The following is a 17,594-nucleotide window of genomic DNA, read 5'->3' on the forward strand; positions in this document are numbered from 1 at the left end:
GGGCCGTCCCGCGCTGCGCATTGCGGCCTAGGCCGCTGGTCCCAGGCGAAATCCGGTCATGGGGCGACGGTGGTGCGTACGGCTAGCATCTCGTGGATGAGCGACCAGCAGAGCACAGGAGCCGTTGTCCTCACCGGCGCCGCCGGGAAGATCGGGGCGGTGCTGCGGGACCGACTGCGTGACCGGAAGGGCGGGCTGATCCTCGTCGACCGGGTCGCCCCACCCGGCCCCTTCGCGCCCCACGAGCACCCCCGCACCGTCGACCTCACCGACTTCGCCGCCACCGTCGCGGCGTTCGAGGGCGCCGGAGCCGTCGTCCACATGGCCGGGATCCCGGACGAGGCCCCGTTCGCGGACCTCCTGGAGGCCAACGTCCTGTGCACGCACCACGTCCTGGAGGCCGCCCGCCGCCACGGGATCACGCGCGTGGTCCTGGCGAGCAGCAACCGCGCGGCCGGTTACTACCCGAACTCGCACGTCACGGGCCCGCTCGACCCGGTACGGCCCGACGGCCTGTACGGGGTCAGCAAGGCCGCCGTCGAGGCCCTCGGCCGGATGTACGCCGACAAGTTCGGCCTTGACGTGACCTGTCTGCGGATCGGCAGCTTCGAGGAAGTGCCGAGCGAGGCGCGGCACTTGGCGACGTGGCTCAGTCACCGCGACGCGGGCGGGTACGTCCTGGCGGCGCTCGACGGGGCTCCGGAGCCCGGCCGGTTCGAGATCGTGTACGCCGTCTCCGGGAACGCGCGCCGCTTCTGGGAGCTGACGGGTGCGTACTCCCCGGTGGACGACGCGGCGGCGTACGCCGGGGAGATCCCCGACGCCGCCGCCGCGTTCGACCCGGACGCGCCCCAGTCGGGCGGCTTCGCGGCGCCGGAGTTCACGCTGCCGCACCTGCCGTGACGGGGCTGCCCGGTCGGGTCAGATCGTGTCCGCGTCGATCACGAAGCGGTACCGCACATCGCTGGCGAGCACCCGCTCGTACGCCTCGTTGATCTGCTCCGCCCGGATCACCTCGATCTCCGCGCCCAGGCCGTGCTCGGCGCAGAAGTCCAGCATCTCCTGGGTCTCCTGGATGCCGCCGATGCCGGAGCCCGCGAGGCTCCTGCGGCCCAGGATCAGGGAGAAGAGGTTGAGGGACACGGGCTCCTCGGGGGCGCCGACGTTCACGAACGCGCCGTCCGTCTTCAGCAGGCCGAGGTACTTGTCGAGGGGCAGCGGCGCCGACACGGTGGAGACGATCAGGTCGAGGCTGCCCGCGAGCTGCTCGAAGGTGGCGTCGTCGCTGGTCGCGTAGTAGTGGTCGGCGCCCAGGCGCAGGCCGTCGTCCTTCTTGCGCAGGGACTGCGACAGGACGGTCACCTCCGCGCCCATGGCGTGCGCGATCTTGACGGCCATGTGGCCGAGCCCGCCGAGGCCGACGACGGCGACCTTCTTGCCGGGGCCGGCGTTCCAGTGGGCCAGCGGGGAGTACGTGGTGATGCCCGCGCACAGCAGCGGCGCGGCCACGTCGAGGGCGAGGCCGTCGGGGATGCGCAGGGTGAAGGCCTCGTCGACGACGATGTGCTTGGAGTAGCCGCCGTAGGTGGGCTCGCCGTTCTTGTCGAGGGCGTTGTACGTCTGGATGTTGCCCTTGGCGCAGTACTGCTCCAGGCCCGCCCTGCAGTTCTCGCACTCGCGGCAGGAGTCGACCATGCAGCCGACGCCGACGCGGTCGCCGACCTTGAACTTGGTGACGTCGGCGCCGACCGCCGCCACCACACCGGCGATCTCGTGGCCGGGCACCATCGGGAAGATGCCCTCGCCCCAGCCGTCGCGGGCCTGGTGGATGTCGGAGTGGCAGATACCGGCGTACTTGACGTCGATCAGGACGTCGGAGGCGCCGACGGCGCGGCGCTCGATGGTGGTGCGCTCCAGCGGGGCCTTGGCCGAGGGGGCGGCGTAAGCGGGGACGATCATGGTCTGTGCGGTCATGTCCACAACGCTGTCACCTGCGGAAAGGACCACCCAGCCCTCCGTTGTGCCTACGCCGGGCGGTCCTACCACCACTGGTATCAGGCTCAGTGGCGTACGACCCTGAATACTGGAACGTATGGATGAGAACGCCCCGCAGGGCCCGCCGCCCCCGGTGCCGCCCCCGGAGGGCCTGGACCGCCGTGCCGAGCTGAGCGAGTTCCTGCGCACCCGCAGGGCCCGCCTCCAGCCGCACGACGTGGGACTGCCCAGCTACGGCAGGCACCGCAGGGTGCCCGGCCTGCGCCGCGAGGAGCTGGCACAGCTCGCCGGGGTGTCCGTGGCGTACTACACCCGGCTCGAACAGGGCAACGGGCGGAACGTGTCCGCGGAGGTCCTGGACGCCATCGCGCGCGCCCTGCGCCTGACCGACGCCGAGCACGCGCACCTCACGCACCTCGCCAAGCCCGCCGCGCACAAGAAGAAGCGGGTACCGCGCACGCAGGCGATGCGGCCCGCGGTGGGGCAGCTGATGGACGTGATGGACGGCGTGCCCGCGTACGTGGTGGGGCGGCGCTCCGACATCCTCGGCTGGAACCGGATGGCGGCCGCGCTGTTCGGCGACTGGGGGCGGCTTCCCGCCGAGGAGCGGAACTGGGCGCGGCTCGTCTTCCTCGACGAGCACATGCGGGAGCTGTTCTCCGACACCTGGGCCCAGAAGGCGTCGGACATCGTCAGCTTCCTGCGCATGGACGCGGGCTGCTACCCAAACGACCCGCTCCTGTCCGCCCTGGTCGGCGAACTCTCCGTGAAGAGCGAGGAGTTCAGACGCCTGTGGGCCACGCACGACGTCCGGGAGAAGGGCCACGGCGTGAAGCACCTCCGGCATCCCCTGGTCGGGGAGCTGACCCTCTCCTTCGAGACGATGCGCCTCCCGGACGACACGGAACAGTCCTTGGTGACGTACCACGCGGAGCCGGGCTCCCCCTCGGCGGAGAGCCTGCGGCTCCTGGCGAGCTGGGGTGTGGACGCCGTGAGCTCCTCACGGCACGGGGTGTCCTAGCGGTACCGGGGGAATTCGGCCGTGTCGATGGCCCACGCGCCCATGGGGACGGTGTCGCCGAACTTGTACTGGCGGGGGGTGTCGGCGTACCTGGGCTCGCCACTGGCCGTGTCCGGACCGGAGTGCACGGTGATCGTGCCGTCCCGGGGGTCGACGATCACGTACTCAGGGACACCCATGCGTGCCCGGCCGCGCGACCGGGTCCCGTCTTCACGGTACCCGCCGCGCGTCCGCGCCCGCCCGCTTCCTCCCCGAACGAGAGATCAGGGCTGGTAAGGCGGCGCCGCCCCCCAGTTCCACAGCGGCACCGGCTGCCCGGCGGGACGCGCCGCGTCCGGCCCCGAGAAGTACACCGCGAGGCGCGTACCCCACTCGATGTACGCCACGAACGCCGAGCGGAACTCCGCGTCCGTCGGCAGCCCCGCCTCGTCCGCCGCGTCCTGGATGAGGTTCACCCAGCGGCGCCGCTGGGGCTCCGTGATGCCCTTGCCGAAGTGCTTGCCGACCATGTGGGCGTGGGCACCGGAGCCGCCCTCCCCGCCGTGCTCCTTGGAGTACACCGCCGGGCCGCCGAAGACCTCGCCGAGCCACTGCGCGACGTGCGCGGCGTGCTCGGGCGCGAGGCCCGCGAAGACCGGGGCGAGCAGGTCGTCGGCGAGGACCTTCTCGTAGAAGGCCTCGGTGAGGCGGTCGAAGCGCTCCGTGCCGCCCGCCCACGCGTACAGCGTCGGCGTGGAGGCGCCCGATCCGCGCACGGACGTCGGGGTGTAGTGCCGCATCTCCTCGATGTTCTCGACGTACGGACGGATGTGCGCGAAGAAGTCCCTGAACTGCTGGGAGGATCTGAAGCCCTCCAGGTGGTCTTTCGTGGACGTCCAGGTGATGCGCAGGATGAAGTGCTCGAAATCCTCTTCGCAGCGCGTGAGTTCGTAGTCCACGCACTGCGGCGCGGCGGCCAGCGGCACGGCCGCGAGGGTGTACGCGGACAGGAACTCGGCGGCGCGGTCCTCGGGGACGCGGTAGCGGATGTACTCGACGGTGTGGGTGCTCATGGGGTGACGGTTTCCTCTTCCCTGGGAGCCGGGTGCTGGGCGCCCCAGTCCCAGAGAGCCTGCAGGACTGGACCCAGATCCCGGCCGTGCGACGTCAGTTCATAGGTGACGGTGGGCGGCCATCCGGGAGTCCGGGTGCGCCGGACGACTCCGGCGGCGGTCAGCTGCGCCAGCCGCTCCGCAAGTACTTTGTCGGACAACTGCGGGAGCGCGGCTGCCAGTTCGCTGTACGCGTACACGTCACCCGCGAGCAACTCGCGCACCAAAAGCGTCGTCCAGCGCCCACGAAGCGCCGCGAGGGTGACCTCGACGGGGCAGTCGGGGCTCGGTGCGGGGACGCGGGCGCGGGGGTCGTCGGGCAGGCCGGGGCGCGGCTCCCGGGTGGCCGGGGGTGCCTGCCTTACCGTTCGGTGAGCCACGGACGCGCCTCCTACTGTGCCGGTCATGAGCACTTTCATCCTGCCCCAGCGCCCCGAGGACGTCCCGTCGGCGTTCGCCGAACGCTTCAACAGCGGCGACCCGGACGCCGTGCGCGAGCTGTACGAACCCGGTGCCTGCTTCGTCCCCGAGTCGGGTACCCCCGTCCACGGCGCCGACGCGATCGCCGCGCAGAACGCCCCGTTCCTCGCCCTCGGCCTGCCCGTCTCGGTGACGCCCCGGCATGTGCACGTCGCGGGTGACACCGCGCTCCTCCTCGTCGACTGGGAGATCGACGGCACGGTGCGGGCCACCGCCACGGACGTGGCGCGCCGGGGTGCCGACGGGTACTGGCGATATCTGATCGACAGCCCGTTCGGTGCCGGGCGCCGGGACGCCTGAACGCGACGGGACGCGTGCCCCACCCCCGTGGAGGCACGCGTCCCTCGTATCGCGCCGTGCGGATCCCTCAGCTCGCGCCGTGCGGATCCCTCAGCTCGCGCCGTACGGATCCTTCAGCTCGCGCCGTACGCGGCGCCCCTCACTTCCCGTAGTACGCGTCGCGGATCGCCACCGTCGCCTTGTTCCCCTTCTTGTCCTCGACCTCGGCGCGGAAGGAGACCGACTTGCCCGCGGCCGGGTTCCGTACGGAGATCCGGCCGTCGCGCACCGTCGCCTTCTTCCAGGTGCGGCCCCGGTCGCGGGAGACGTACACGGCAAGGGACTTGAGGTTGTCGCCCGCGGCGGAGCCCTGGACCGTCACCGGCACGGACTGGGTCACCCCGGCGGGCACCCGGCTGTCCAGTCCCACCTTCGGTGTGAAGCGGACCGTCGACGCGGGCAGCCGTACCTCCCCGGCGACCTTCTTGGAGCGGAACGTCCAGCTCGCGTCGACGCGCGAGGAGACGGGCGCCACGCGCGGGTCCCGCCGCACGGACGTGACGAGGCGGTACCCGGCGTCCGCCGCGGGAACCTTGAAGGCCTCGCTGCCGGAGAGCGGGTCCTTGTTCTCGCCGATCTTGCGGCCGTCGCGGTACAGGGTCGTCCGCACCGAAGAGAAGAGCGAATCGCCCTCGTTCCCCTCGCCGTCGGCGACCACCGGCACGAAGCCGGAGATCTCGTTGCCCTCGCGGTAGATCCCCAGGTCACCGCCGAGGCGCGGCCCGAACACGGCCGTGTTGAACGTCCTCGTGTAGGTCCTGCCCGGCTGGTACGTCGCCGGCGAGTGGACCCCGTAGCTCGCCTCGGAGATCACGTCGCCGTTCTGATCCGTCGCCAACTGGTCGAAGAACGTGTCCCACTCCACCTTGTCCGCCGTGGACACGTGGAACGTCCGCGTGGTGTGGGCGTCCTGCGGGGCCATCCAGCCGGTGCCGATACCGCTGCCCCCGGGCAGCCACCCCGTGGCGCCGACCACCCCCCTCTTGCCCTTGGCCGACGCTCCGAAGCGGGTCTTCAGGGTGGCGAGTTCGCTGTCCTCGAAGTGCCTGGTGTAGCCGGTCGCGAGCCGGTCGACCTTGCCGCCGACGAGGATGTCGTACTGCTCGTCGCCGCCCTTGACCCACGACCCGGCCCACTGCTGGTGCAGCGAGCCGTCCGTGACCTCGGGGCCGAGGTGCGCGGTGCGCAGCTGGGCGTAGGAATCGACTCCCACTCCCGCGCGGATGTCGTCCGGCAGCTCGAACTGGGGATAGGCGGTCACCTGCTCGGCGCCCTGGTCGGGCACCGTGACGTCGACCGGCTTCGCCGCCCGCGCGTCCACCTTCAGTGTCATGTCCCTGGTGACGTCCAGCTTCGGCCGGGCGAGCCAGTCGATGCCCTTGGCGGCGTCCTCCGGGTCCTCGTAGATCTTGGCGTCGAGGAGGTAACCGCCCCTGGGCACCCGGAGCTTGACCGTTCCGGAGACGTCGTGGACCTCGAAGTCCGCATCGGCTGCGGGCCCGCTCAGACCGATGAGGCCGGACGAGTAGAACCTGGCGGGCCGGCCGTCCCGCCCGACGTACTTCAGCGTCAGGTCGTACGCCTCCCCTTCGCGCTGGACCACGGCGGCCGTGCGGACGGACTGGCCGCCGCCCTTCGCCACGACGTACGCGGAGTAGGTGCCGCGCCCCGAGCCGCCGAGCTCGGTGTGCGCCGTCAGGTCGACGGCCGCGCGTCCGCCCGCGGGCACCGTCACCTTCTTCGCGCCGAGCGTGTAGAAGCCGTCCGGAGCCGGTCGCCCCTTCGGGTCGGTGGCGGTCACCGTGAGGTCGAGGGTGACGTCCTTCGTACCGAGGTTGCTGTACGTCACCTTCTTGGTGACCGGCTTGTCGTCGGCGTGCGGCCACTTCGGCGCGCCGAGGTTCAGCGACACCGGGTCGGCGACCACGGTCTGCTTCATGGCCTTGTCGACGGCGATACGGCCCGAACCCTGCTGGTACGGCGTGTAGGTGCCGCCCTTCGTGGACGACGTCAGGGCCCGCTTGAGGTCGGCCGCCTGCCAGTCGGGGTGCCGCTGCTTGAGGAGGGCGGCGGCGCCCGCGGCGTGCGGGGTGGCCATCGACGTGCCGGAGATCGTCAGATAGCCCTCGGGCTTCTGGCCGACCTCCTTCTCGATCCCACTGCCGGGGGCCGCGGCGGCCGTGATGTCGACACCGGGCGCCGTCACGTCCGGCTTGACCGCGGCGTCACCGGCGCGCGGCCCCTCGCTGGAGAAGCCCGCCGGCTTGTCGTGGCCGTCGACCGCGCCGACGGTCAGCGCCGCGTCCGCGCTGCCCGGCGAGTCGATGGAGCCGCGATAGCCCTCGTTGCCCGCCGCGACGGCGAACAGGACGCCCCGGTCGGCGGAGAGCCTGTTGACCGCCTCCTCCAGCGGGTCGACGCCGATGTCGTCGGCGCCGCCCAGGCTGAGGTTGACGACGTCGGCACCCTGCGCGGCCGCCCACTCCATGCCCGCGATGATCCCGGAGTCGCTGCCCCTGCCGTCGTCGCCGAGGACCTTGCCGTTCAGGACCTTGGCCCCGGGCGCGACGCCCTTGAACCTGCCGCCCGACTTGGCCCCGGTACCGGCCGCTGTGGACGCGACGTGCGTGCCGTGGCCGACGCGGTCCTTGGTGTCGGGTGACGGCGTGAAGTTCTTCGCCCCGACGACCTGTTCCTTCAGGTCCGGGTGGGTGGCGTCGACACCGGTGTCCAGAACGGCGATCTTGACGCCCTTGCCGTCGTACCCGGCCTGCCAGGCCTTCGGCGCGCCGATCTGCCGGACGGACTTGTCGAGGCTCGCCCGCCGCGTCCCGTCCAGCCAGACGCGGCTGACGCCGGACGCGGTGCCGCGCTCGCCCGTCAGGCTCTTCCAGAGAGCGGACGCGTCCCGCGCGGGGGTGGTCACGGCGTCCGCGTTCAGGGACGTCAGTCCCCGGCGGACCGTCGTGTCACCGGCCGCGCGGACACCGGCCCTGGCGGCGCGCGCGGTGCCCCGGTAGCCGACGATCAGCCGCAGGCCCTGCCGCTGGGCCTTGCGGTTCACCTTGCTGGTCAGCTCGGTGATGTCGAAGAGCCGCCGGTCGACCTTGCCCTCTGCGATGAGCCGCTCGGCGTCGTAGGGCAGGACCAGCGCGTGCCCGCGCACGGTCCGGGTGCTCACGGGTATGCGCTCGCGCCCCTTGGCCGGGGTGAAGCGGAGCAGGCGGCCCTTGGGCCCGACGGTGACACGGTCGCCGGTGACGAGGGTGAGGTGCTGTGCGGGGCCGGCCTGCGCGCGGTGCGGGGGCCCGGCCTGCGCGGGCGCCCGCCCGGAGCCCCGGGAGTCCGCCCCGGCACCCGCGGGCCCGACCACCCCCGCCCCCAGCGCCACGGCGATCACCACCGCGCACGCCTTCTTCCTGTGCTGATTCCTGTGCTGCCGCACACCAACCCCCTGCCGTCGAAGTGTGTTCCGTGGACAGGAAGCGGCTCCCGGGGCCCGTCGGGCCCCGGGAGCCGCTCCTCACACTCCTTCAACTGTCCGCGGGAACCAGGTGGGTTCCCGCCGGACGCGGGTCAGTTTCCGCGCTGCGCGAGCAGTACGGGAAGGGTCACTTCCCGTAGTACGCGTTGTAGATCGAGATCGTGGACTTGTTGCCCTTCTTGTCCGTGATCTTGGCGTGGAACGAGATCGCCTTGCCCTTCTCCGGGTTCTTGACCTCGACCTTGCCGTTCTTGACCTCCAGCCGCTCCCACTGCTGGCCGTAGTCGTAACTGGCGTAGAAGTACAGCGACTTGAGGTTGGCACCCGCGCCCGCACCCGTCACCGACACCGGCACGGACTGCTTGGCGCCCGCGGGGGCCCGGCTGTCGAGGCCGACGGCCGCGTCGACGCGCACGCCGGAGACCGGCAGCTTCGTGGCGGCGGTCGTCTTCTTGGAGCGGAACACCCAGCTCGCGTCGATCCGCGTGGAGGCCGCGGCGACGGCCACCGAGCGCTTCACCGACGTCGACAGCTTGTACTCGGCGTCAGCGGCGGGGACCGTGAACGGCTTCTCACCGGTCAGCGGGTCGTCGTTGGTGCCGATCTGGGTGCCGTTGCGGGCCAGCGTCGTCTTCACCGAGGTGACGCGCGAGCCGCCCGCGTGGGTCTTGCCGTCGGCGAACACCGGCAGGAAGCCCGCGAGCTTGTCGCCGTTGCGCACCACGCCGTAGTCACCGCCGACGCGCGGCCCGATCACGGCCGTGTTGAACGTCTTCGTGTACGTCTTGCCCGCGCCGAACGCCTGCGGCTTGCCCAGCGTGTACGACGCGTCGACGATCGGCCAGCCGTCCGGGTCGACGCCGCCCTGCTGCTCGTACTCCAGGCTCCAGGTGACCTTGTCGTCCGTGGAGACGTACAGGGTGCGGGTGCCCGGCGCCTTCTGCGGCACGCTGAGGCCGGTGGCGCTGAAGCTGCCGGGGAGCCTGCCGAACGCGGTGGCGGTGGCCTTCTTGCCGCTGGAGGACGCGCCGAGGCCCGCCTTCACGGTGGCGAGCTCGGACTCCTTGTACTCGCGGGTGTAGCCGGTCGCGAGCTTCTTCACGGGGCCGCCGGCGACGGTGCTGTACTGCGCCTTCTCGCCCTTCGTCCAGTGGCCCTCCCACTTCTGCAGGAGCGAGCCGTCGGTGACCTGCGGGCCGAGGTGCGCGCTGCGCAGCCCGTCGTAGCGGTCCAGCCACCAGCCGAAGCCGTACCCGTCGCCGCCCGCGGTGATCTCGTACGAGGGCGAGGCGAACTCGGACTTCGCGGCGGACGACGGCACGCTGATGTCGACCGGCTTGGCGGTGCGCGCGTCCACCGTCACCGTCGCGTCCTTGCCGACGTCCAGCTTCGGCTGCGCGATCCAGTCGGCGCCCTTGGTGATGTCCTCCGGGTCGACGAAGATCCCGGCGTCCAGGACGTAACCGCCCTTGGGCACGCGGACCTTGGCGGTCCCGGAGTCGTCGTGCACCTGGAGGAACTGCTCCTTGCCGAGCCCGGAGAGGCCGACGAGGGAGGTGTTGTAGTACTTCGCGGCCTGCCCGTCACGGCCGATGTGCTTGACGGTGAGGTCGTACGACTCCACCTCGCGGTCGACCGCGGCGGCCGTGCGGACGCTCTGCCCGCCGCCGCTCGCCACGACGTACGCGGAGTAGGCGCCGTCGACCGCGCCGCCCAGGCGCGTGTCGGCCGTGAGGTCGACCGAGGCCGTACCGCCCGCGGGGACGGTGACCTTCTTGGCGCCGAGGGTGAAGAACCCGTCCGGCGCGGGCTTGCCCGTCGGGTCACTGGCCTCGGCGGTGAGGTCGAGGGTGACCTCCTCCTTGCCGAGGTTCCTGTAGGTGACCTTCTTGGTGACCGGCTTGTCGTCGGTGTGCGGCCACAGCTGGGTGCCGAAGCTGACCGACACCGGGTCGGCGATCACCGACTGCTTGATGGCCTGGTCCACGGCGATGCGGCCCGAACCCTGCTGGAACGCCGTGTACTTGCCGCCCTTGGTGGACGCGGTCAGGGCGCCCTTCAGCTCCGGCTGCTTCCAGTCCGGGTGCTGCTGCTTGAGGAGGGCGGCGGCGCCCGCGGCGTGCGGGGTCGCCATCGACGTGCCGGAGATCGTCAGATAGCCCTCGGGCTTCTGGCCGACCTCCTTCTCGATCTCGCTGCCGGGCGCGGCGGCCGCGGTGATGTCGACACCGGGCGCGGTCACGTCGGGCTTGATGGCGCCGTCGCCGATCCGCGGGCCCTGGCTGGAGAACTGGGCCAGCTTGTCGTTGTCGTCGACCGCGCCGACGGTCAGCGCCGCGTCCGCGCTGCCCGGCGAGCCGACCGAGCGGGGCGAGCCGTCGTTCCCGGCGGCGATCGCGAAGAGGATGCCCTTGTCCGCGGAGACCTTGTCGACCGCCGCCTCCAGCGGGTCCACGCCGGGCGTGTCGCCGCCGCCGAGGCTCAGGTTCACCACGTCGGCGCCCTCGGCCGCGGCCCAGTCGATGCCCGCGATGATGCCGGAGTCGTCGCCGGAGCCGGTGTCCCCCAGGACCTTGCCCGCAAGCACCTTGGCGCCGGGCGCGACGCCCTTGTACAGGGCGTTCTTGGTGCCGGTGCCCGCCGCGATGGACGCGACGTGCGTGCCGTGGCCGACGCGGTCCTTGGTGTCGGGTGACGGCGTGAAGTTCTTCGCCCCGACGACCTGTTCCTTCAGGTCCGGGTGGGTGGCGTCGACACCGGTGTCCAGGACGGCGATCTTGACGCCCTTGCCGTCGTACCCGGCCTCCCACGCCTTCGGCGCGCCGATCTGCCGGACGGACTTGTCGAGGTTGGTGCGGCGCACCCCGTCCAGCCAGACGCGGCTGATGCCGGCGGCAGTCGTGCGCGCCCCGTCCCGCTCGGCCGTCAGGGACTGCCAGAGCCGGGCGGCGTCCTGCTTCGGGGTGAGGACCGCGTCGGCGTTGAGGGTCTTCAGGGTGCGGCGGAGCTTGGTGCCGCCCGCGTCGCGCACATCGGCCTTGGCCGCGGCGGCCGCGCCCTTGTAGGCCACGATGACCTTCAGGCCCTGCTGCTGGGCGGTGCGGTTGGCCTTCTTGCTCAGCTCGGTGACGTCGAAAAGGCGCTGGTCGAGCGTGCCGTCGGCGATCAGGCGCTGGGCGTCCGCCGGTATGACCAGGGTGTGTCCGTCCCGCTGGACGGTGCGCACGGGTATCCGCTCACGGCCCTTGGCGGGGTCGAACGCGGTGACGCGCCCGGAGGTGTCGACGGTGACGCGGTCGCCGGTGAGCAACGTGATGTGGTGGCGTACCGGCACCCTGACCTCGTCCGCCGACGTACCGGCGGGGCGGGTCGGGTCCGGGTCGGCCTGCGCCGGGCTGGTCATGCCCGCCGCGAGTGCCACGGCCGCCGCGGTGGCGACGGCGGCCGCGGCCGCACGCCGTGCGGTGACCGGTCTCTTCGCTTTCTGGACTTGTCTGAGCAAGTTTCCCCCTCAAGGTGAAAGCACTGAGTCACGCAGTATGTCGAGGGGGACGATATCTGCTCAACTATGAGGCAGAAGTGATTAGTTGAAGTTGTTGGCCGGTTCAACATGGTGCCGCAACACGACCGACACGACGCGGCACGCACGGCACGCCGGGCACGGACGGAGGCGGCCCGCACCCCCGCACACACGGAAGTGGCCCGCACCCCGGCGGGGTGCGGGCCACTTCACGTGGGCCGAGGGCGGGCGCCGGTCAGAGGGCGGAGCCCGCCTTCCACTGCGACCAGCTCATGTTCCAGCCGTTGAGGCCGTTGTCCGGCGCGATCGTCTTGTCGCCGGTGTTGCGGACGTCCACGACGTCACCGGTGATCGAGTTCTCGAAGAACCAGGCGCCGGGCTTCGACTTGTCGCCCGCGCCCTTCGCGTCCTGCAGGCCGATGCAGCCGTGGCTGGTGTTCGCGTTGCCGAAGATCGACGGCGAGCCCCAGTAGTTGCCGTGGATGAAGGTGCCGGAGCTGGACAGGCGCATGGCGTGCGGCACGTCCTTGATGTCGTACTCGCCCTTGCCGTCGTTGTCCGTGAAGCCGACGGTGGCGCCGTTCATCCGGGTCTCCTTGAACTTCTCGGAGATCACCATCTTGCCGTTGTACGTCTTGTTGTCCGGCGAGCCCGCGGAGATCGGGATGGTCTTGACGACCTTGCCGTCCCGCATGATCTTCATCTGCTTGGTCTTGGCGTCGACGACCGAGACCTGGTTGCGGCCGATCTTGAAGGTGACGGTCTTCTGCTGGACGCCGTAGACCCCGTCGGCACCCTCGACGCCGTCCAGGTTCAGCTTCAGCGTGACCGTGGAGTTGCCCTTCCAGTAGTCCTGCGGGCGGAAGTCGAGGCGGTTCGCCCCGAACCAGTGCCCGACGATCTCCTGACCGCTGCTGGACGACACCTTCACCCGCGACTGCACGGACTTCCTGTTCGTGATCGCCTTGTCGAAGTTGATCGACACCGGCATGCCCACGCCGACCGTCGAGCCGTCCTCCGGCGTGAAGCTGCCGATGAAGCTGTTGGCCTTCGAGACGGTCGTGAACGAGGAGTTCTCGTGCGCCTTGCGGCCCTCGGAGTCCTTCGCCGTCACCGCGATCTTGTACGTGGTGGCGCGCTCCAGCTGGGCGCTGGGCCGCCAGGACTTCTTGTCCGCGGATATGTCACCCGCGACGGCGGCGCCGCCCTCCGCCTTCATGACCACGTTCGTGAGCGTGCCCTCACTCACGGTGACCTTTGCGTCCTTGTTGATGCCGGTATTGTCGGAGCCGTTCTTCGGCGCGATGTCGATCTTGGCTTCGGAGGTCTTCTCGGCCGCCGCCTCGTCGACCTGGTTCTGCGACTTCTTGCCGCTGCCCGAGCTGTCCTTGCCGCCGCCGTCGTCGCTACAGGCGGAGAGCACAAGCACCCCGCCGACCAGGGCGGACACGGCCATCAGACCCCTGCGCCGCTTACTGTCCGTCATTACACGCTTCTCCATCGTCGCCGAATCCCCAAGACCCCGCGGGTCCCCCCGCAACCCCGCCTAACGCCTTGCCGGTTCATCCCGTTCCATTTCAGCCGAAGATGTGGTGAACGCCACGTCGGCGGGACGGCCGGGACAGTCGTGCGTCCAAGAGACGACTGAGCCCCGGGCGGCGGTTGCCGCCCGGGGCTCCCAGTTTCGGAAACGCTTCCCGGGGCGCTGTCCGCCCGCCGCGGCTACGGCTCGTCGCCGTCCTCGGCGTCATCATGCTCGTCCGGGTCCCATTCCGGCGAATCGGGGTCGTAGTCGATCACCTCGCTGCTCCACGAGGCCTGGGTCAGCTCCACGCCGGGGACGTTCCCGACCAGGTCGACCGGGTCCACGAGGTAGGCGAGGGCCTCCGCGTCGTCCTCCTTCACGGCGGCCTGGGCGTGCGCCCGCTCGTCCTCCGGCATGTACGTGTCCTGGGCGATGCGCCCGAGGGCGGTGGAGCGCAGGTCCTCGGGGCCGCCGACCTCGACCACCAATTCGACGCGCAGTCGCACAAAGCGTGATGTCTCGTCCGTACTCATACGCCGGAGCGTACGGCCCCCCACCGGCATGGCTTTCCCGCGACCCGCGCCTTTCACTAGCATCGCCCCAGACGGCCAATTCGCCAGCTCCACAAGGGGGATCCGTTTCCCGTGATCGCACGTCGACCGCTGCTGACCGCAGCCGCAGCCGGGGCCCTGCTCGGCGCCCTGTGGTTCGTCCCCTCCGCGAAGGCGACCGCGTCGCCGGGCGCGCCGGGTGACATCGCCCGCCACTCGGCGGCCTCGACGCACACCACAGCCCACGGCCACCTCGCCGACACCGGCGGCGTCGACACGACTCCGTACGTGGCCGGGGGCACGGCGTTCCTGGGGCTCGGGGCGGGGTTCGTCCTGTACTCGATACGGCGGGAGCGGGCGGAGGGCGTCTGACGGCGGCTGCCGGGGAACTGCTGACGGGAAACTGACGGAGAACTGAACTCCCCTTTACCGTCGGCCCTCTTGGGCGCGGTGGCGATCGTCCGTACCTTTGCCGATCAGCCGCACCGACCGCCCGCGCCCAGGAGGCTCCCGTGCCGGAACCGGGCTTTGCCCGCCGCGTCGGCCCGTTCCAGGCCACGGCCATCAACATGAGCCAGATGTGCGGCATCGGGCCGTTCGTGACGATCCCGCTGATGGTGGCGGCGTTCGGCGGGCCGCAGGCGGTCACCGGGTTCGTGGCGGGCGCGCTGCTCGCGCTGTGCGACGGTCTCGTGTGGGCCGAGCTGAGCGCGGCCATGCCGGGCTCGGGCGGCAGCTACGTCTATCTGCGGCAGGCGTTCCAGTACCGCACGGGCCGCCTGATGCCCTTCCTGTTCGTCTGGACGGCGATGCTGTTCATCCCGATCGGCATGTCCACGGGCATCGTCGGGTTCGTGCAGTACCTGGGCTATCTGGCGCCGGACATGGGGCAGACCACCGGCGACCTGATCGGGCTCGGCGTCATCGCGCTCGTCATCGCGCTGCTGTGGCGGGGCATCGAGCACATCGCGCGGATCACGGCCGTGATGTGGGTCGTGATGATCGTTTCGGTCGGGTGCGTGATCCTCGCGTCGCTCACGCACTTCGACGCCGACCTGGCGTTCACGTACCCCGCCGGCGCCTTCGAGGTGACGAGCAATCACTTCTGGGTGGGCTTCGCCGGGGGCCTGACCATCGGCATCTACGACTACCTCGGCTACAACACGGCCGCGTACATGGGCGCCGAGATCAAGGACCCGGGCCGCACCCTGCCCCGCGCCATCGTCTTCTCGATCCTCGGCATCATGACGATCTACCTGCTCCTGCAGATCGGCACGCTCGGTGTCATCGACTGGCACCGCATGACGGACCCGGGCGACGTGGCCTCGACGTCCGTCGCCTCGGCGGTCCTGGAGGAGACCTGGGGCAAGGGCGCGGCCGACACGGTGACCGTGCTGATCCTCGTCACGGCGTTCGCGTCGGTCTTCGCGGGGCTGCTGGGCGGCTCCCGGGTGCCGTACGACGCGGCCCGCGACCGGGTGTTCTTCCGCCCGTACGCGAAGCTGCACCCCCAGCACCGCTTCCCGGTGCTCGGCCTCGCGACGATGGGCGTGGTGACGTCCGGGGGCTTCCTGATCGGCCGCCACACCGACCTGGCCACGCTCATCCAACTGCTCACCGCGGTCATGGTCCTGGTGCAGGCGCTCGCCCAGATCCTGGCCCTGACCGTGCTGCGCCGCCGCAGGCCCCACCTCCGCCGCCCCTACCGCATGTGGCTCTACCCGCTGCCGAGCTTCGTCGCCCTCGCGGGCTGGCTGGTCATCTACGGGTACGCGGACGAGAACTCGCCGGGCCGCCGTCCCATCGAGTGGTCCCTGGCGTGGGTGGCGCTCGGGTGCGTGGCGTTCGTGGTGTGGGCGCGGTTCGAGAAGGTGTGGCCGTTCGGGCCGAAGGAGATCAGCGAGGAGTTCCGCACGGAGGCGGAGGAGGCAGAGGAGGCGGTGGCCAGGGCCGCCGCCGGTGCGGCGGGCGACGGCCCGGCTCCGGACGAGCCGGAGCCGGAGCCGCTGCCGAAGCCCTAGGGCCGGGGGGCGGCCTGCCGGGTCAGGCCAGCGGGCCGGTGACCGTCTCCGCGGCCGCGACGACCCCGCCCCGCCGTACGAAGTCGTCGGCCGCCGCGAGGTCCGGCGCCAGGTAGCGGTCGGGGCCCGGTCCCTCGACGCCCGCCTTGCGGACGGCCTCGATGACGGCGCGGCTCGCGGGCGCCGGGGTCAGGCCCGTGCGCAGCTCGACGGCGCGCGTGGCCGCGTACAGCTCCACCGCGATGATCCGCGCCAGATTGGCCACGGCCGTCCGCAGCTTGCGCGCGGCCGACCAGCCCATGGAGACGTGGTCCTCCTGCATCGCCGAGGACGGGATGGAGTCGGCGGAGGCGGGCACCGCGAGCCGCTTCATCTCGCTGACCAGGGCCGCCTGCGTGTACTGGGCGATCATCAGGCCCGAGTCGACGCCCGCGTCGTCCGCGAGGAACGGCGGCAGGCCGTGGCTGCGGTTCTTGTCGAGCAGCCGGTCGGTGCGGCGCTCGGCGATCGAGCCGAGGTCGGCGGCGGCGATGGCGAGGAAGTCGAGGACGTACGCCACGGGGGCGCCGTGGAAGTTGCCGTTGGACTCGACGCGGCCGTCGGGCAGCACGACGGGGTTGTCGACGGCGGCGGCCAGCTCGCGCTCGGCGACCAGGCGCGCGTGCGCGATCGTGTCCCGGCCCGCGCCCGCGACCTGCGGGGCGCAGCGCACCGAGTACGCGTCCTGCACGCGGGGCGCGTCGTCCTGGTGGTGGCCCGTCAGGCCCGAACCGTCGAGCACGGCGGCCATGTTGGCGGCGGAGGCGGCCTGGCCCGGGTGCGGGCGGATGGCGTGCAGCTCGGGGGCGAGGACCTTGGCGGTGCCGAGCAGCGCCTCCAGGCTGAGGGCGGCGGTGACGTCGGCGGACTTGTAGAGCGTGTCGAGGTCGGCGAGGGCCATGACCAGCATGCCGAGCATGCCGTCGGTGCCGTTGAGGAGGGCGAGGCCCTCCTTCTCGCGCAGCTCGACGGGGGTGATGCCGTGTGCGGCGAGCAGGTCGGCGGCGGGCTTGGTCGCCCCGTCCGGGCCCTCGGCCTCGCCCTCGCCCATCAGCGTCAGCGCGCAGTGGCTGAGCGGGGCGAGGTCGCCGGAGCAGCCCAGGGAGCCGTACTCGTGGACGACCGGGGTGATCCCGGCGTTCAGGACGTCCGCCATGGTCTGCGCGACCTCGGGGCGGACGCCGGTGTGGCCCGAGCAGACCGTCTTCAGGCGCAGGAACATCAGCGCGCGCACGACCTCGCGCTCCACCCGCGGGCCCATGCCCGCCGCGTGCGAACGCACGATGTTCCGCTGCAACTGGGCGCGCAGGTCCGGGCCGATGTGCCGGGTGGCGAGCGCGCCGAAGCCGGTGCTGACGCCGTAGACGGGCTCCGGCTTGGCCGCGAGCGCGTCCACGATCTCGCGGGCCGCGGCGAGGGCGGTGACGGCGTCCGCGCCGAGTTCGACGCGTGCGTTGTGGCGGGCGACGGCTACGACGTCCTCTGCGGTTGTGCCGGTGGTACCCAGCACCACGGTCTGCATATCCAT

14 protein-coding genes are annotated in these 17,594 nt (G+C 71.4%); 5 read left to right on the forward strand and 9 right to left on the reverse strand.

The window, feature by feature from the left end; genetic code table 11:
* The first annotated feature begins 96 nt into the window (after nucleotides 1–96).
* On the forward strand, nucleotides 97–903 hold the full coding sequence (locus tag IE274_RS06745) for an NAD-dependent epimerase/dehydratase family protein (protein WP_190114634.1): 807 nt from the start codon (nucleotides 97–99) through the stop codon (nucleotides 901–903).
* Nucleotides 904–921: 18 nt separating this feature from the next.
* Here IE274_RS06745 and IE274_RS06750 read toward each other — a convergent pair whose 3' ends face one another.
* Nucleotides 922–1,974: an NAD(P)-dependent alcohol dehydrogenase gene (locus tag IE274_RS06750; RefSeq protein WP_269821317.1), complete on the reverse strand. Its 1,053-nt coding sequence runs from the start codon at nucleotides 1,972–1,974 to the stop codon at nucleotides 922–924.
* Between the two features lie 118 nt (nucleotides 1,975–2,092).
* Here IE274_RS06750 and IE274_RS06755 point away from each other — a divergent pair, with 118 nt between their 5' ends.
* A complete protein-coding gene (locus tag IE274_RS06755) occupies nucleotides 2,093–3,016 on the forward strand; it encodes a helix-turn-helix domain-containing protein (protein WP_190114635.1) in 924 nt (307 codons plus the stop codon).
* Here IE274_RS06755 and IE274_RS06760 read toward each other — a convergent pair.
* From IE274_RS06760 to IE274_RS06770, 3 genes are all read right to left on the reverse strand, one after another.
* Nucleotides 3,013–3,177 carry a hypothetical protein gene (locus IE274_RS06760; RefSeq protein ID WP_190114636.1) on the reverse strand — a complete coding sequence of 55 codons (165 nt, stop codon included), beginning with the start codon at nucleotides 3,175–3,177 and terminating at the stop codon, nucleotides 3,013–3,015. The two genes, IE274_RS06755 and IE274_RS06760, sit on opposite strands and share 4 nt — an antisense overlap.
* 102 nt (nucleotides 3,178–3,279) lie before the next feature.
* Nucleotides 3,280–4,068: a group II truncated hemoglobin gene (locus IE274_RS06765; RefSeq protein ID WP_190114637.1), complete on the reverse strand. Its 789-nt coding sequence runs from the start codon at nucleotides 4,066–4,068 to the stop codon at nucleotides 3,280–3,282.
* The gene (locus IE274_RS06770) at nucleotides 4,065–4,487 is read right to left on the reverse strand and encodes a winged helix-turn-helix transcriptional regulator (protein ID WP_198897826.1); all 423 of its coding nucleotides are present in this window, start codon (nucleotides 4,485–4,487) and stop codon (nucleotides 4,065–4,067) included. Before IE274_RS06770 ends, IE274_RS06765 begins: the two co-directional genes overlap by 4 nt.
* A 25-nt stretch (nucleotides 4,488–4,512) precedes the next feature.
* Here IE274_RS06770 and IE274_RS06775 point away from each other — a divergent pair, with 25 nt between their 5' ends.
* Nucleotides 4,513–4,887, forward strand: a complete 375-nt coding sequence (locus tag IE274_RS06775) for a YybH family protein (RefSeq protein WP_190114639.1) — start codon at nucleotides 4,513–4,515, stop codon at nucleotides 4,885–4,887.
* Nucleotides 4,888–5,026: 139 nt separating this feature from the next.
* Here IE274_RS06775 and IE274_RS06780 read toward each other — a convergent pair whose 3' ends face one another.
* The 4 genes from IE274_RS06780 to IE274_RS06795 form a co-directional block, all read right to left on the reverse strand.
* Nucleotides 5,027–8,371 carry a S8 family peptidase gene (locus IE274_RS06780; protein WP_190114640.1) on the reverse strand — a complete coding sequence of 1,115 codons (3,345 nt, stop codon included), beginning with the start codon at nucleotides 8,369–8,371 and terminating at the stop codon, nucleotides 5,027–5,029.
* Between the two features lie 166 nt (nucleotides 8,372–8,537).
* The gene (locus IE274_RS06785; protein WP_190114763.1) at nucleotides 8,538–11,813 is read right to left on the reverse strand and encodes a S8 family peptidase; all 3,276 of its coding nucleotides are present in this window, start codon (nucleotides 11,811–11,813) and stop codon (nucleotides 8,538–8,540) included.
* A 352-nt stretch (nucleotides 11,814–12,165) separates the two neighbouring features.
* Complete coding sequence (locus IE274_RS06790) at nucleotides 12,166–13,416, reverse strand: L,D-transpeptidase (protein ID WP_229909279.1); 1,251 nt, start codon at nucleotides 13,414–13,416, stop codon at nucleotides 12,166–12,168.
* A gap of 236 nt (nucleotides 13,417–13,652) precedes the next feature.
* A complete protein-coding gene (locus IE274_RS06795) occupies nucleotides 13,653–13,988 on the reverse strand; it encodes a hypothetical protein (RefSeq protein WP_190114642.1) in 336 nt (111 codons plus the stop codon).
* A gap of 111 nt (nucleotides 13,989–14,099) precedes the next feature.
* On the opposite strand from IE274_RS06795, the gene IE274_RS06800 reads away from it, so the two are divergent.
* Together IE274_RS06800 and IE274_RS06805 are read left to right on the forward strand one after the other, a co-directional pair.
* On the forward strand, nucleotides 14,100–14,378 hold the full coding sequence (locus IE274_RS06800) for an LAETG motif-containing sortase-dependent surface protein (RefSeq protein ID WP_190114643.1): 279 nt from the start codon (nucleotides 14,100–14,102) through the stop codon (nucleotides 14,376–14,378).
* Nucleotides 14,379–14,584: 206 nt separating this feature from the next.
* Nucleotides 14,585–16,027 carry an APC family permease gene (locus IE274_RS06805; RefSeq protein WP_229909314.1) on the forward strand — a complete coding sequence of 481 codons (1,443 nt, stop codon included), beginning with the start codon at nucleotides 14,585–14,587 and terminating at the stop codon, nucleotides 16,025–16,027.
* 22 nt (nucleotides 16,028–16,049) lie between these two features.
* On the opposite strand, the gene hutH is transcribed toward IE274_RS06805, so the two are convergent.
* Nucleotides 16,050–17,588: a histidine ammonia-lyase gene (hutH, locus tag IE274_RS06810; protein ID WP_190114764.1), complete on the reverse strand. Its 1,539-nt coding sequence runs from the start codon at nucleotides 17,586–17,588 to the stop codon at nucleotides 16,050–16,052.
* Between the last annotated feature and the right edge of the window lie 6 nt (nucleotides 17,589–17,594).

This window comes from Streptomyces flavofungini (assembly GCF_014650815.1).
In the GTDB taxonomy this organism is placed as follows: domain Bacteria; phylum Actinomycetota; class Actinomycetes; order Streptomycetales; family Streptomycetaceae; genus Streptomyces; species Streptomyces flavofungini.

What these genes read in the sequence shown, in the direction of transcription:
- IE274_RS06745 (WP_190114634.1), top strand. Translation starts at nt 97, where the DNA reads ATGAGCGACCAGCAGAGCACAGGAGCCGTTGTCCTCACCGGCGCCGCC.
- IE274_RS06750 (WP_269821317.1), bottom strand. Translation starts at nt 1,974, where the DNA reads ATGACCGCACAGACCATGATCGTCCCCGCTTACGCCGCCCCCTCGGCC.
- IE274_RS06755 (WP_190114635.1), top strand. Translation starts at nt 2,093, where the DNA reads ATGGATGAGAACGCCCCGCAGGGCCCGCCGCCCCCGGTGCCGCCCCCG.
- IE274_RS06765 (WP_190114637.1), bottom strand. Translation starts at nt 4,068, where the DNA reads ATGAGCACCCACACCGTCGAGTACATCCGCTACCGCGTCCCCGAGGAC.
- IE274_RS06775 (WP_190114639.1), top strand. Translation starts at nt 4,513, where the DNA reads ATGAGCACTTTCATCCTGCCCCAGCGCCCCGAGGACGTCCCGTCGGCG.
- IE274_RS06785 (WP_190114763.1), bottom strand. Translation starts at nt 11,813, where the DNA reads ATGACCAGCCCGGCGCAGGCCGACCCGGACCCGACCCGCCCCGCCGGT.
- IE274_RS06790 (WP_229909279.1), bottom strand. Translation starts at nt 13,416, where the DNA reads ATGACGGACAGTAAGCGGCGCAGGGGTCTGATGGCCGTGTCCGCCCTG.
- IE274_RS06795 (WP_190114642.1), bottom strand. Translation starts at nt 13,988, where the DNA reads ATGAGTACGGACGAGACATCACGCTTTGTGCGACTGCGCGTCGAATTG.
- IE274_RS06805 (WP_229909314.1), top strand. Translation starts at nt 14,585, where the DNA reads ATGTGCGGCATCGGGCCGTTCGTGACGATCCCGCTGATGGTGGCGGCG.
- hutH (WP_190114764.1), bottom strand. Translation starts at nt 17,588, where the DNA reads ATGCAGACCGTGGTGCTGGGTACCACCGGCACAACCGCAGAGGACGTC.